The sequence below is a fragment of the Microcoleus sp. K1-B1 genome, assembly GCF_036704705.1.
Classification (GTDB): domain Bacteria; phylum Cyanobacteriota; class Cyanobacteriia; order Cyanobacteriales; family Microcoleaceae; genus Microcoleus.
In genome coordinates, this window is the sequence record NZ_JAUBSH010000029.1 from 59,529 (window position 1) to 73,493 (window position 13,965).

A 13,965-nucleotide genomic window follows, 5' to 3' on the forward strand; every position below is an offset into this window, starting at 1 on the left:
CTGCCTATTCTTGAAAACGGTGCAAGATTTTAGTGCAACCTAACTTAACAACAAACAACTGTTTTTTTTCATTAGTATTACAAGTTGTCAGAGCGATCGATCCGGCGCTGCCATTCGGCATCTATTTTAGCTGACTGTTCTAGTTCTTGTTGGGTTAATTCTGTTTCTGTGGTATAAGCTAAGTCTTCTCCAGTCAGAACGTTTTCTGCTGCAAATTCCCGGGCGTATGCCAGTTTTTTGAGCAAGTTGGCATCGGGTTCGTTTAATAACATTGCTCGCTGCTGACGCTCTTGATTGCGGGCTTCTATCCGGCTATTTTTCCACTGAATCCAGAAGTAGCGAATTAAAGGAAGTGCGAGAAATCCGACGCCGTAAATCAGGAGCATAGGATAAACAGCGCTGACGAAACCGATAAATCCACCGACGATTAAATTATTAGTTAATAGATTCCCCAAAACTAACGCACCGACAAGATTGACGGCTCCTAACCCTGCTGCGAGCATGATTTGTCCTGAACTGGCGTTGCTGAAACGCCACAGCATTTCTCGCAAATAAGCGGCTACTGGTTCAGAATTTCTCTCGGTGGCTGTGGTTTGTAATTGCGGGAAGTGGTAGACTATTTGCCCTTCGGGACTGACTTCAGGGCGGCCGTCAAAACGGGCGAGAGCCGGTAACATATATTCTTCGTATTCTTGGGCGTATCCTTGTCCGAGATTGTCTAGATATGGAGCAATTTGTTCGGCGGCGACGGCGCCTCGGTTGTTGCGAATTGCGGCGGCAATATCGCTCCATTTGCGCTCTTCTAGATTGTTATTGGGGTTGCCGTCTCCAAAGAGAAAGGAGAAAACTGCTTCTAGAAAACTCATCTCGGGTTTTTGGCCAGTTAAGCGCGATCGCTGCTGGTAGTATGGTTGGTCATGGTTCCAGTAAAATATCCAGATTAAGTCGTTCCAGAAGTAGGGAAAAAAGGAAAAGCCGCCGCCTCTGCTGCCCCCGCTACCACCGTCTCCTCCTCCGCCGCTGCTGTTATTGCTATCGCCGCTGGAGAGTAAAATCGTGATAGCAACAAAAATTAAGAGGATAGAAGCTACCAGCACTATGCCGAAAGATATCCGAATCAGATAAAATAAAATGCGCCAGATTTTTTGCCACCATTCCTGCAACTGCAATCGCAAGAATTTGTTTCGCAAAATATCTCGAAAGTTCTTGGGAAATAGGTAGGCAATGTCGCCGGATTCTGCTACTTGCAGGTTGCCACCTGCTTCGGAGGCGAGGGTTAACAGTTCTCGCTGGGCAAAATTGACATCTAATCCAGCTTTTGCCGCCACGTCTCCAACCGTAACGCGGTAGCCAAGTTGTTCGACGGCTTGCATAATGGTGGGATTCGGAGCCATAGGTTTCTCTCTGTGAAAATTACCCGGTTATTTTTATTATATATTGCGGGAATTCGAGCTGGTTTTGGCGATCGGCTTTCTGATTTTTTTTGAGGCTGCCCTTGACAATCAAGCATCCAGGATACAAGCCCCCGGATTCATCCGTCCAGAAATAAAAAACCTGTATCCGAGAAACTTGCCCCCCGAATTGATCCGTGGGGTCAATGCTAAAATCTAAAATCTAAAATCTAAAATCGATTGACTTTGGGGCAAAATATTGCTAGTGTTTTGCCGAATAACTTTTAAGTATGGGCTGAACTCGGATAGCTTAATAAAACTTTGTGATTGAATTTCTGCTCTTCAGGCTATTTGCTTGTTTGCTCTGAGAGTCAACGAGGGGGGATTATGGCTACATTTAGTAGGGTACGGTGCGCGATCGCCCGTTGGCGGAGCCCTCGAACCGGATCGCCTCTGCACCCTCCTGCAGAAGTTTTCCCTTCGGCGCGGGTTTTTGTAAGTTTTGTGTAGAGTGCCAGAGATATGTTAAAGAAATCTAGTTTTTTTGCCAGTCTTGCAAGACTTATATAAAATAGATAGAGCTTGCGCGGGTGTTAAACCCAAGGGCGTGTTTTAAGGTTCGCAGGTGCGATCGACTAAAATTTTTAGCGCCCTCAACACAACGGCCCACTATAACAGTGGCGCAATTATTAATAGGAAAACTTTACAGGCTAAATTTTCTGATTAGCCACTAACCAAAGAATCGCATATGCCAAGAACTCAACGCAACGATAACTTTATTGACAAAAGTTTCACAGTAATGGCTGATATCATCCTAAAGATTATGCCAGCCAAAAAGCAGGCGAAGGAAGCTTTTGCTTATTACCGGGATGGTATGTCAGCTCAAGCAGATGGCGAATACGCTGAAGCGCTGGACAATTATCATGAAGCGCTGAAGCTGGAGGAAGATCCTTACGATCGCAGTTATGTCTTGTACAATATGGGGCTGATCCATACTAGCAACGGCGAACACGATAAAGCTTTGGAATATTACAGCGAGGCTTTGGATCTCAATCCGAGAATGCCACAAGCACTAAATAATATTGCTGTAATTTACCACTATCAAGGGGAAAAGGAAAAGGAAGCTGGCAATATTGAAGCTGCGGAAGGGCTGTTTGATAAAGCTGCGGATTATTGGAAGGAGGCTATTCGCTTGGCCCCAAACAATTACATTGAAGTACAAAATTGGCTGAAGACGACAGGCCGATCGCAAATTGATGTGTATTTTTAACTAGGATGGGCATGGGGCATAGTTAGTAGTTAATAGTTGGTAGTTAGTCGTTTCTCTAATAACAAATAACCAATAACAAATAACAAATAACCAATTCCCCATTCCCCATTCCCTATTCCCATTCCCAATTACAGATTTTTATGATTGACAGAGAAGAAGTTCGGAAAGTAGCGAATTTAGCGAGATTGGAATTAACGCCGGAAGAAGAAGAGCAGTTTACTGGTCAACTTAACGGTATTTTGGATTATTTCGAGCAGTTGAGTGAACTAGATACGAGTAAGGTGCAGCCGACTACGCGGGCGATCGATGTTAGTAATGTAATGCGATCGGACGATTTGAAACCTTTTGCTAAGGGAGAAAGTATTTTGGAGGGAGCTCCCGATCGCGATGGGGAGTTTTTCAAAGTGCCTAAGATTATGTAAGGTTCCCGCTGCGTACCTAACTGAGGAAAATCACTTGAGGGGCTGGCTCCCATGCCAACCCCACAACCAGATTAAAGTAAGTGTGGAACAGGTAATAAGTAAGCCCGGTAAAAGCCACCCCACAAGCCGATTAAACTGATAGAAACCAAAAACAATCTCACTCATAGGGATAAATCTGTAAAGTTCATTCTTGGGGTGACAAATAGTTATGTACGTATTAATTGGTGGAGCAGGAATGATGGGGCTGGGTTTAGCCCAGCAGCTATTAAAAGTCGGTCATACGGTTGCAATCATCGATGCCGACCCGCTTGCTTGTCGCTTTGCTCGTGAAAAAATTGGAGTGATGGCATTTGAAGGCAGTGCGGTGAGCACAACGGTTCTTCTGGAAGCGGGAATTAAACAAGCAAACGCAGTCGTTGCAGCACTCAGGGATGATGCACTCAATTTAGCGCTGATCACCCTATCCAGAAGCTATGGCATTTCCCATATTGTGGTGCGAATGCGCGATCGCGAATTCATGGAAGCCTATCGACTTGCCGGAGCCAGTCACATCATCAGCACTATTGATTTGGCAGTTGCATCAATGGCGAATGCGATTGAATATCCCCAAATCGAGTCTATGATGCACTTTGAACACGGGCAAGTCGAGGTACTAAAGCTGCCAGTTCCAGGCGATTGCAAGGTGGCAGGTCGCACCGTTGCCCAAATTGCTCAAGACCCTCGTTTTCCAAAAGGTTCGCTGATTATTGGTTATCAATGCCATGCCTGCGCCAATCTGGAGATTCCGAACGGCAATACAGTTCTGGAAGCAGGCTCTACCATCTTGGTCGTCACCCGTCCAGAGCTAGTTCACCAGATGATTGATTACCTCGGCATTCGCGCTAGTCATCGGCCAACGTTAGAAGTTTCTCATCCAAATCTTTGATGTAAGGATGAACCAGATCCTCTGGGACAATTCGCTTGCGGAGGGCATCGCTAACGGCTCCTTTTTCTGCTAAAAGCAATCGCCGTCGAATCGTATCTAGCCCGCTGCGATCGCCCTGTACTTGTCCGGCCCGATGTTTATTGTAGAGATCGCGCAGCACTCGTTCAGAGTGTGCTACTCGTGCTTGATATGATGCCCATAACTCCTCGTAAACTGCCTTCGGCAACACGCCTGCTTTCAGCAAACTATCTAGCTCATCTTGAGCCGCTTTGGAAGCAATCAACTGAATCTGTAACTGCCCAGCTTCCTGCATTACATCAGAAACACGGCTGATTTGTAACCGTTTTACTAGCCAGGGTAAACTTAATCCTTGTCCGACCAAGGAGAATAAAACTGCACCGAAAACCAGCGCAATGATGTTATCTCGTCCTGTCAATCCCAGAGGAATACTAAGCGCCAGTGCCATCGAGAGTGAGCCTTTGATGTTTCCCAGAAACAGAACGTGCTGCCAGCGCAAGGGAATCGGACGATCGAACCACCGCAGCCCTGCTAACAACAGATAAACCGAGAGAATCCGTCCCAGTTGATACGCCACAATAACGAACAGGATGGATGGCAAAATTCTCCACAGCGTCAGCGGGTTAATCTCAATGCCGATCAGCAGAAAAATAAATGTATTGACCCCAAAACCAGCGTACTCCCAGAAGCTCAGTAGCGTAATTCGATCGGAAGCAGATGTACTGCGAGAAAGACCCAGATTGCCAAAAATGAGTCCGGCGATCACCACAGCCACCGCACCGGATACCCCCAAAAATTGCCCGATTTGGAATGTTCCTAACGCCAGCGCAACTGTCAGTAAGAGACTACTCAACGGGTCATTTAATCGAACAAATATCGGCAGACTCAAGTAACCTAAGATTACACCCACGAGTCCCCCACCCAAGGCAACCACGAGCAGTTCTTTAAGTCCTCCCACGACGGTAAGAGAACCTGTAGCATAAACGACTAGAATCAAATTGAATGAAACCAGGGCAGCCGCATCATTGAACAGAGTTTCTCCCTCAACAATGGTGGACAATCGAGAAGGCACACGGATCTCTTTAAAAACCGCGATCATCGAGACTGTATCAGTGTTTGCCAAAATGACTCCGATCAGTAACGCCGGAATCCAGTCTAGCCCTAGCCCAAATTTAACCAGAACAGCGATAATTGCTGAGGAAAATATCGAGCCTGGACCCGCCAGCAGGGCGATCGGCTTAAAGGTGCTGCGGAGACGGCTGATATCAGTATTGATAGCTGCTTCAAAAATCAGAATTGGTAGAAAAAGATTTAATACTAAAGAGGGGTCTAAACCAATTCGACGCGACAAGACCTCCGTAATGGGCAAGCCTGCTAACACTAAGCCCGTCACATAGGGAATTCGTAACCGTTGGGTTACGAGTGCCACAACAGTTGCAATCAGCAGCAGAATGATCAAGATGATGACCAATTCAGAAATAACTCCTGCAGTTTGGCTATTTGTAGCAGGATTGCTGTCCAAGGGAGTTTGTTGCGCTACAATCGACTCTATCACCGATACTCCTCCCATAAACTCGTTTTCCTCAAAGAAATTAACAGATTAACTACCGTTTTAGTCTACAGGAGACGGTTCACTCTGTTGTAGGCGTAACTGCAATTTATGTGGTGTATTTGGATGAATACTGAAGAAGCTGAAACGAGATTTATGGGTGGGCTCGGCGATCTGATCGTTTTTAAAGTGCAATTTTTTTGGTATATCTGGATGATTTCCAAACCCTTACAGGATGCTAATTGCTCTTAATTGTGCTGGTTTTTAATTTTTTTTAACAGTCTCTTCTGAAGTGTTGCCGACCCGATCGCGGTTGCCGAATCGGCGGGTACTGGAACTTGTCGATCCGTATGTCAGGAGTAAGAGAGCGATCGCCCAAAATCATCGACCGTCAAATTTTTAAGTTGTTTTAGACGTTCTGTTTCGCGGGACTAAATTCCTCGAAGGTAATCCTCCTTTCTGACCTTGAATTTAGGTAGCATCACAGACACGCCACGTCAGAATCTCCCAACGTTTAAGGACAGGTTCAGCAATCACGATCTCATTTTCTCTTGCCTCCATGACGATCAAATAATCTCCCTGGTTAAATCTGCCGTTGTAAATTCTTGCTTGTTCTTCTGGCACAAACCATCCTTGAAGTGCGCCATATAGACCGCCAGCAGTTGCAGCAATCCCACTTCCAACGAAAGTTGCTAAAAGGCTTTCCAGCGCTAATGCCTGACCAATACCGGGAATTAGCAGGCTGCTGAGTCCAACAATTAACGCTAATGAACCTAGTCCTATGCTACCTAAGATCGCGCCTACTTGTGCGCCTGTTGCTCTTGTGATTAAAATTTGCTGCACTCCCAGAGAGTCCAAATCATCATGGTCAGAAGGTTTAGCAATCACTGAAATCTTGTGCATGGGGAAGCCCCGGCTTTTTAGCTCAACTAGCGCCTGCTCTGCGTTTCGATGATTAGTAAATAGGCCGCTAGCACGTTTGAGGTTTTGGTAATTCATGAGAAATATTAAATATTCAACGCTACAAAGTTGGTAAATAGTGTGTAAAGTTGCTGGCAATAGACGCATCACAAAAACCACTTAGTTCAGAGGTGCAAAACGCTTTAGCAAAGCTGACAAAGCAATCATTGGCAGTCCGAATCCGATACAAATTAAGCCTTGGATTGGGTTCAAAGCTTCAGTGTTGAATAACTGATTCATAATGCCCCATTGGCTAAACAGGAATTGGAGAATGAAAATAGCCCCAATGCCGATCGCTACCGCGTAGCCAACTGATTCATCTTTACCGCGCAGTTTGGCGACGATCGCCGGAACGAAGCGACTGATGCTTAATAGGTAAAAAGCTTCGGCCGCTACCAATGCTTGAATTGCCATTGTCCGGGCTAGAGCTTCATTACCTGTGGTTTGGACGATCCATTCAAACATCCCAAAGATCACAATCCAGTTAAATACCGAAACTGTCAGAATCCGAGCGGTCAGCCTGCGAGACAGCAGCGGTTCATTGGCCCGTCTAGGTGGATGTTGCATGACATCGGGAGAGGGCGGCTCAAATGCCAACGGTAAGCTCAACGCAACTGAACTGACCATATTCAGCCAGAGAATTTGTACTGGCAAAATGGGTAGTGGAGTTGCCAAAAGTACGGCAATCAAGATGGTCATGGACTCTCCACCATTCACGGGCAGGATGAAGGCGATCGCCCGCAGCAAATTCTTATAAACCGTGCGCCCTTCCTCAACTGCTTTCTCGATCGAAGCAAAGTTGTCGTTTGTCAACAGCATATCCGCTGCTTCTTTTGTAACTTCGGTGCCCGTGATGCCCATCGCTATCCCAATGTCAGCTTGCTTCAGGGCGGGAGCATCGTTAACTCCATCTCCAGTCATCGCCACAATCTCGCCCTTAGACTGAAGTGCTTCGACAATGCGGAGCTTTTGCTCAGGTGCGACACGAGCAAACACGCAGCTTTGTTCAACAGCATTGGCGAATTGCTGCTGATTCATTTGAGCGAGTTCTTGACCGGTAAAAACGGGAGCCTCTTGGGTTTGATTTAGTCCCATTTGGTGCGCGATCGCTGCTGCTGTTTTGGCATGATCGCCCGTAATCATCTTGACCTGAATTCCCGCAGACCTGCAGGCTTGAATCGCTTGAATCGCTTCGGGGCGCGGCGGGTCGATCATGCCTTGCAGCCCCAGAAAAGTTAACCCTTGTTCAATATCAGAATGCTCAATTGAAGATTGAGAAGCGGGTACAACTTTCTTGGCAAGTGCCAGAACTCGTAACCCTTTTTTCGCCATTCTGTCCACGGTTTGCTTGATCGGCACGGGGTTGAGGGCGATTGCCTTTCCCTCTTCATCGAGCATCAGGCGACACCGCTTGAGAATTGCCTCTATTGAACCCTTGACATAAATCAACCGTTGTGGGCGATCGTCATGTAAGGTTGCCATGTATTGAAACTGAGATTCAAACGGCAGTGTATCGAGCCGGGTAAGCGCTTCCTCCAGTTTCTCAGCAATTAACCCCGCTTTTTGAGCTACCGCAACCAGCGCCCCTTCCGTTGGACTACCGACTACAGTCCAGTTTCCATCTTGCACTTCTAGATGGGAATCGTTGCACAACAGTCCTGCTTGCAGGCATTCATATAAGGCAGGTGCGATCGTCAAATCAACGGAATTTCCATTTACAGAAATTTCCCCGTCTGGCACATATCCTCCACCGCTAACCCGATATCGCTTTCCACCGGCATCAATCTCCTGAACTGTCATTTGATTCTCAGTCAAGGTTCCGGTTTTGTCAGAACAAATCACGGTGGTGCTACCCAGCGTCTCAATTGCCGGAAGTTTGCGAATAATGGCGTGCTGCTTTGCCATTTGGGAAACCCCGATCGCCAGTGTCACCGTTAAAATCGCGGGTAAGCCTTCAGGAATTGCGCTGACGGCAAGCGCCACAGATGCCTTGAACACCTCAACCCAAGAAAATCTCTGGGCAATGCCTGCAGCAAAGGTGAAGGCAGCCAAACCTAAAATGACATAGAGCAAAGTTTGGCTAAATTTGTCAATTTTGCGGCTCAGTGGCGTTTCCAGTGCGGTACTTTGCTGCATGAGTTGGGAGATGTGTCCGGTCTCGGTCATGTCACCGATGCTGACGACGAGTCCGCGTCCCTGTCCAAACGTTACCAGGCTTCCGGTATAGGCCATGTTGGTGCGATCGGCCAGTGCAGCGTCTGCCTCTAGCGCCTGGGATTGCTTCTGGACCGGGACAGATTCTCCCGTTAACGCTGACTCATCGACTTGTAAGTCACGGACTTCGATCAGCCGCAGGTCCGCAGACACTTTATCCCCAGAAGACAGCAAGACGAGATCGCCGGGAACCAGTTCGCTGGATGGAACCACTTGCTTTTGACCGTGGCGGAGAATGGTTGCCTCAGTTGCAACAGATTTTGCTAAAGCGGCGATCGCATTCTCTGCCTTTGACTCTTGAACGAAACCAATGGTGGCGTTCGTCAGAGCAACCCCCAAAATTACCCCTGAATCAATCCACTCTTTCAGAAATGCTGTTACTATCCCAGCAGCTAACAAAATGTATATTAGCGGCTGATTCAGTTGCTGAAAAAATCGCAACCAGGCACTTTGCTGCTTCTGAGCCGTTAGTTGATTGGGGCCGAGGATCTCGCGCCGCTCCGCTGACACCTGGGAAGATAGACCTATTTCCAGGTCTGTCTCTAAAATCCGAGCTACTTTCTCGACAGAAAGGTGATGCCAAGAGTGTTCTACTAATTTTTCTACATTGGTTGCAGTCATAACGTTTCTTGTCAAGCCAACTGCTTCTTTGTTATTTCGTCTTGATTTCTAGCGTCATTGATGAAAGTGAGGGAAAAGTGAGCGACTGATTTCTGTTACTCACATTTGGATCACATTTGCTCGCTATACTTAGGAAGAAAACAGATTAAGATAACTTATATATTTGCCAACCTTAGTTCACTGGATTTGATTTATGGTTGACTGTTGACTGTAGAAGGAGGGGTCAAAAAAATGAAAATTGCGCGAATTATTTGTTGGCAGCTTGATTCGACTTTCCGCCCGACTTGCGAAGCGCGGATTTGATATCATTCCGGCGCAGCCCGAATTGATATAAAAAGCATTACTTTTGATAGATGAACTATGGTACATTCACTGGTTAAGTTGAAATGCTCAAAGACTTCATCCTGAGTTTTATCGGCAAAATTGCGTTTCACAACAAACAAAACAAACAAAGAATATGCAATTATTAAAGCTATTTGTGCAAGGAATCTGCGTCAGCACTGTTGCAATTTTGGGTTTAGGTGCTTGCACCTCCCCTAATACTTCGCAGACAACTGTTCCATCTACTTCTGCTCCCACAACTGCCACTGGAAATACGACTGTTCCAACCACTCCAGCGCCTGCAACCACGACCGCACAGACGCCTCAGAATCAAGACGTTGACGATATTGCCGATCGCGTAGAAGAGGCCTTGGACTCCGATGCCACCCTCAAGCAATTCGATTTGGACGCAGACGATCGGGATAATTCGATTGTGTTAACAGGGCGCGTTCAAACGGCAGAACAAAAAGCATTGGCAGAACAAATTGCTCGGCAAACTGCAGCGAATGTTTCCATTAATAACGAAATCGTCACTCAGTAGTTATTAATCCTCAAGCGGCAAGAGTATTGGACGCTTCTTGCCGCTTGAGGAATTGCTCGATCGCAGCCAGGAAACCTATGGATTTGCCAACCTTATTTGACTGGATGCGATCGCAATATTGAAACAATAAACTTATTCAACGATTTCGTAACGGACTAACTGGCGAACATTTTGACGTGATAACTGGAGTTCTTGCGCGATCGCTGCCTCTATCTGGGTTGCGTCAGTCATTGGCAATTCTAATTCCAATCGCTTCAAAATGGGTTCTGCTGTTTCTACCGCAACCTGCGTGGTTCCTTGTTTTCGGTTAATCACCGCGTTGATCAGCAATATATTGACAGACACCGTTGCTTTAAGCTGGGTATCTGCCTGAAGTTTATTCTTTACTATCTGGGGTTGTTGTAATTCTTGAGCCATTAGGAAACTGGAACCAACCCAAAACGCGATCGCCACAAACGGCAATGGCAACCAAAACTCTGCGCCTGATGCTTTTAGCCAACGTCTAATCATCAGCTATTCTTTCCCATCCGTTTTGAGGCTCATACTATCTTTTTGCACTTTAATACAACTTGCTCTATCCTAAAATCTAGCTTAAAGAAGATGCGCGAATCGCCTCAAACTCTAATGCTGAAAACTGCAAGCTGCGAAGGAAGCGAGCCGAGATATGAGAGTTTTGCTGGTGGAAGATGACCCAAAGCAACTGATGCCACTTCAAACAGTTCTGTCTCAAGCAGGACATAGCGTGGATGGGGTAAAAGATGGAGAGACGGCACAGTGGCTGTTATCAGAAAAAGAATATGATTTGTTGATTTTGGACTGGATGTTGCCACATATCAGTGGGGTAAATCTCTGTCGTCAATATCGATCGGCAGGGAAAACAGCGCCGATTTTGATGATCACGGCAAGAGATACCACGCCTGAAAAAGTGACCGGGTTAGACGCAGGTGCAGATGATTACCTGGTGAAACCGATCGATTTGGTTGAATTCATGGCACGAGTGCGGGCATTAAGACGGCGATCGCCCCTTTGGCAAGGAGATACGCTCAGCCTTGAGGATCTACACCTCCACCTCGATACTCTGACTGTTGAGCGACAAGGTGCAACCGTTTCCCTCTCCAGTCGGGAGTTTCAGTTGTTGGAGTATTTTATGCGCCATCCCCGACAGGTTTTGACTCGCAGTCAAATTGAACAAGGTGTGTGGGAATGGGGGACTGAACCAGAGAGCAATGCAATTACGGTTCTAGTTCGCAAACTCCGCCAACGCTTGCAGGCTGTAGGATCGGCAGACTGGATTGAGAGCATTTACGGTATGGGTTATCGCCTCACTTCCCCTGAAAAGTCACGATCGTAAAGGCAAGCTGTGTTTAATCAAAGTCGTCGCAATCTGGCTCGTTGGTTCACCCTCTCAATGGGAAGCATTCTTGTGCTGTTTGCAGGGGTGATCTATCAGATTGAGGTAAAAGATAAATTGGAGGCACTCGATCGACTGCTATATGACAAAACTAGAGTCATGGCTGCCAGCGTGCATTATGAAGTTCGCCAAAACCAGAACCAGGTCGATCTGAGTCATGTTTCCTTGTTAGGCAGTGGTTCGCATCCCCTTGCTGAAGATCTGATTTACGTGCGCTGGTATAACGCACAAGGGCGGTTAGTTCGTTTTTTTGGGAATTCTCCTGCCGATCGGTTAAATACGCCCTTTGGTTATCTCACAGTTCGATCGACCGATCCACTTTTGGGAAAAGGAATCTGGCTGCGTCAGGTGACATTACCCGTTGAAGGTAGAACTGGGGTACTCGGTTATCTTCAGGTGGCAACTCCCCTGACAGAAACTCAAAACAGGCTCACTGAGCTTCAGATTGTGCTAACTCTCGCTGTGCCGCTGACACTGGGCTTAATTGCCCTCACAGGTTGGTTTCTCAGCGGGCTGGCCATGCAACCGATTCGGCAAGCCTATCAGCAGCTTCAGCGCTTTACAGCCGATGCCTCTCACGAGTTGCGATCGCCCCTGTCTGCCATTCTCACTAATGCCCAGCTTGGGTTGCTGATCGCGGGTGATGATTCGCGTTACCATCCTCCCTTAGAAAACATTGTAGATAGCGCAAAATCAATGGGAGCGCTGGTGAATAATTTACTACTGTTGGCTCGTCATCAAGGGCGACTTGCGCCGGAATCGCTCAGGTTAATCAATCTAAACGAGCTGCTGAGCAATTTAGCAACCCAGTTTCTCGCACTTGCAGAAGCCCAAAATATCAAACTCACCTGCGAATCACCGGAACAGCGGATTGAATTATTGGCAGATCCTGATTTGCTGCGGCAAGCAGTCGAAAACTTGCTTTACAATGCCTGTAAATATACTCCCGTTGGCGGAACTATACAGATACGCCTAATTCTTCATTCCAATTTGGCAGTTATTCAGATCATCGATACGGGAATCGGTATTCCAGAAGCGGACTTACCCTATATTTTCGATCGCTTCTATCGAGTAGACACCGATCGCTCGCAGGAGAGTGGAGGCTTTGGGCTGGGGTTGGCGATCGTCGAACAAATTGTCAAGGCACACAGCGGACAAATACAGGTGACGAGTGCAGTGGGCCTCGGCTCAACTTTCCAGGTTGAACTGCCGCTCAAACCTTATCACTAAGCTGCCTCAAACGAGAGAGAAGGTGCACTCTGCTTTCTGCTTTAGACGTAACTGTAATGTATGTGGTGTATTGGGATGAATGCCGATGAAGCTGAAACATGATTTCTGGGTTGGTTGGGCGCTAGGGGCGATCGTCCTGAGTTCTTGTTGGAACCAAACTACCTCACAAAGACAACAACCTGATACAAAACGTGAAACCTCACTGAGATCCGTCACGTTAGATAAAACAAAAGTTGTAATGGGACAAACCGTATATGTCCCTATTTACTCACATATTTATCACTACAATAGCCTGGATAATGTCATGAATTTGTCAGCCACCCTCAGTATCCGCAATACGGATCTGACAAATTCGATTATTATTACTTCGGTGCGTTACTACGATAGTGATGGGAAATTGATTAGGCAGGACATTAAGAGTCCAGTAGAACTCAAGCCGCTTGCTTCCACAGACTTTTTTATTGCAGCAGATGATACAAGTGGAGGCTCAGGTGCAAACTTTATTGTGGAGTGGGTTGCAGAAAAAACGGTTTATGATCCTGTCATTGAAGCTGTCATGATTAGTACCTCATCTTCTCAGGGCATTTCATTTATCAGTCCCGCTAAAGTTCTCAAGCAACACAAGATACAAAAATGATTTTAGAGGATTAACTTCTTGCTTTATAAGGTAGGTTTAGACTATTATAATTGGAGCATCTCATATTTGCAAAAACACTTCTTTCTTCTTCCTTATGACTCTTTTATCCTGGCTACTGACTCCTGACTCCTAATTCCAATTTCGAGCTTTGCTGCAAAAGTGAGATGCTCCCATTTTTTATTTTTAACTTTGTACATCACTATAATTATTGCGGAATAAAACGATAGCATTACTGTGCAGGACTACCAAACTTTTTTCTGTTAAGATTAGAGACCTTGAGGGTGAATACTAAAAATATAAATGAGGACTTAGGGTATGCAAAAGCGACAATTGGGGACATCACAAATTCAGATTACCCCGATAATTATGGGGACTTGGCAGGGTGCATCTCAGTTTGGCAAATACATCAAATTGAAAGTTGACCATTGAGATAAGCACAGCGAAGAGCAAGGATA

Annotated in this window: 12 protein-coding genes; 7 read left to right on the top strand and 5 right to left on the bottom strand. The window is 46.4% G+C overall.

Going from position 1 to position 13,965, the window contains the following annotated elements:
- Nucleotides 1-77 precede the first annotated feature (77 nt).
- Nucleotides 78-1,394, bottom strand: coding sequence for a hypothetical protein (locus QUA83_RS13315; protein ID WP_333293605.1), 1,317 nt, complete (start codon nucleotides 1,392-1,394; stop codon nucleotides 78-80).
- Nucleotides 1,395-2,139: 745 nt separating this feature from the next.
- Here QUA83_RS13315 and QUA83_RS13320 point away from each other — a divergent pair.
- From QUA83_RS13320 to QUA83_RS13330, 3 genes are all read left to right on the top strand, one after another.
- A complete protein-coding gene (locus QUA83_RS13320) occupies nucleotides 2,140-2,661 on the top strand; it encodes a photosystem I assembly protein Ycf3 (RefSeq protein WP_333293606.1) in 522 nt (173 codons plus the stop codon).
- Nucleotides 2,662-2,801: 140 nt separating this feature from the next.
- A complete protein-coding gene (gatC, locus tag QUA83_RS13325; protein ID WP_333293607.1) occupies nucleotides 2,802-3,083 on the top strand; it encodes an Asp-tRNA(Asn)/Glu-tRNA(Gln) amidotransferase subunit GatC in 282 nt (93 codons plus the stop codon).
- 208 nt (nucleotides 3,084-3,291) lie between these two features.
- Complete coding sequence (locus QUA83_RS13330; RefSeq protein WP_333293608.1) at nucleotides 3,292-4,008, top strand: TrkA family potassium uptake protein; 717 nt, start codon at nucleotides 3,292-3,294, stop codon at nucleotides 4,006-4,008.
- Here QUA83_RS13330 and QUA83_RS13335 read toward each other — a convergent pair.
- The 3 genes from QUA83_RS13335 to QUA83_RS13345 all read right to left on the bottom strand — a co-directional run bounded on the left by QUA83_RS13335 (nucleotide 3,965) and on the right by QUA83_RS13345 (nucleotide 9,370).
- Nucleotides 3,965-5,596: a sodium:proton antiporter gene (locus QUA83_RS13335; protein WP_333293609.1), complete on the bottom strand. Its 1,632-nt coding sequence runs from the start codon at nucleotides 5,594-5,596 to the stop codon at nucleotides 3,965-3,967. The genes QUA83_RS13330 and QUA83_RS13335 overlap by 44 nt on opposite strands.
- Before the next feature lie 450 nt (nucleotides 5,597-6,046).
- On the bottom strand, nucleotides 6,047-6,574 hold the full coding sequence (locus QUA83_RS13340) for a hypothetical protein (protein WP_333154383.1): 528 nt from the start codon (nucleotides 6,572-6,574) through the stop codon (nucleotides 6,047-6,049).
- 81 nt (nucleotides 6,575-6,655) lie between these two features.
- Complete coding sequence (locus QUA83_RS13345) at nucleotides 6,656-9,370, bottom strand: HAD-IC family P-type ATPase (RefSeq protein ID WP_333293610.1); 2,715 nt, start codon at nucleotides 9,368-9,370, stop codon at nucleotides 6,656-6,658.
- A gap of 457 nt (nucleotides 9,371-9,827) precedes the next feature.
- Between QUA83_RS13345 and QUA83_RS13350 the strand changes: the two genes are divergently transcribed.
- Nucleotides 9,828-10,232, top strand: a complete 405-nt coding sequence (locus QUA83_RS13350) for a BON domain-containing protein (RefSeq protein ID WP_333293611.1) — start codon at nucleotides 9,828-9,830, stop codon at nucleotides 10,230-10,232.
- 132 nt (nucleotides 10,233-10,364) lie between these two features.
- Here the strand turns inward: QUA83_RS13350 and QUA83_RS13355 are convergent, their stop codons facing one another.
- Nucleotides 10,365-10,742, bottom strand: a complete 378-nt coding sequence (locus tag QUA83_RS13355; protein WP_333293612.1) for a hypothetical protein — start codon at nucleotides 10,740-10,742, stop codon at nucleotides 10,365-10,367.
- 154 nt (nucleotides 10,743-10,896) lie between these two features.
- Between QUA83_RS13355 and rppA the strand changes: the two genes are divergently transcribed.
- The 3 genes from rppA (at nucleotide 10,897) to QUA83_RS13370 (ending at nucleotide 13,510) form a co-directional block, all read left to right on the top strand.
- Nucleotides 10,897-11,583 (top strand): two-component system response regulator RppA, encoded by a 687-nt coding sequence (gene rppA / locus QUA83_RS13360; RefSeq protein ID WP_333293613.1) that lies wholly within the window; start codon nucleotides 10,897-10,899, stop codon nucleotides 11,581-11,583.
- 9 nt (nucleotides 11,584-11,592) lie between these two features.
- Nucleotides 11,593-12,873: a HAMP domain-containing sensor histidine kinase gene (locus tag QUA83_RS13365; protein WP_333293614.1), complete on the top strand. Its 1,281-nt coding sequence runs from the start codon at nucleotides 11,593-11,595 to the stop codon at nucleotides 12,871-12,873.
- An 85-nt stretch (nucleotides 12,874-12,958) separates the two neighbouring features.
- Nucleotides 12,959-13,510, top strand: a complete 552-nt coding sequence (locus tag QUA83_RS13370) for a DUF3124 domain-containing protein (RefSeq protein WP_333293615.1) — start codon at nucleotides 12,959-12,961, stop codon at nucleotides 13,508-13,510.
- Nucleotides 13,511-13,965 lie beyond the last annotated feature (455 nt).

Bases quoted from the DNA above. Each gene is read 5' to 3' on its own strand.
- QUA83_RS13315 (WP_333293605.1), bottom strand. From the start codon at position 1,394: ATGGCTCCGAATCCCACCATTATGCAAGCCGTCGAACAACTTGGCTAC.
- QUA83_RS13320 (WP_333293606.1), top strand. From the start codon at position 2,140: ATGCCAAGAACTCAACGCAACGATAACTTTATTGACAAAAGTTTCACA.
- gatC (WP_333293607.1), top strand. From the start codon at position 2,802: ATGATTGACAGAGAAGAAGTTCGGAAAGTAGCGAATTTAGCGAGATTG.
- QUA83_RS13330 (WP_333293608.1), top strand. From the start codon at position 3,292: ATGTACGTATTAATTGGTGGAGCAGGAATGATGGGGCTGGGTTTAGCC.
- QUA83_RS13335 (WP_333293609.1), bottom strand. From the start codon at position 5,596: ATGGGAGGAGTATCGGTGATAGAGTCGATTGTAGCGCAACAAACTCCC.
- QUA83_RS13340 (WP_333154383.1), bottom strand. From the start codon at position 6,574: ATGAATTACCAAAACCTCAAACGTGCTAGCGGCCTATTTACTAATCAT.
- QUA83_RS13345 (WP_333293610.1), bottom strand. From the start codon at position 9,370: ATGACTGCAACCAATGTAGAAAAATTAGTAGAACACTCTTGGCATCAC.
- QUA83_RS13350 (WP_333293611.1), top strand. From the start codon at position 9,828: ATGCAATTATTAAAGCTATTTGTGCAAGGAATCTGCGTCAGCACTGTT.
- QUA83_RS13355 (WP_333293612.1), bottom strand. From the start codon at position 10,742: ATGATTAGACGTTGGCTAAAAGCATCAGGCGCAGAGTTTTGGTTGCCA.
- rppA (WP_333293613.1), top strand. From the start codon at position 10,897: ATGAGAGTTTTGCTGGTGGAAGATGACCCAAAGCAACTGATGCCACTT.
- QUA83_RS13370 (WP_333293615.1), top strand. From the start codon at position 12,959: ATGAAGCTGAAACATGATTTCTGGGTTGGTTGGGCGCTAGGGGCGATC.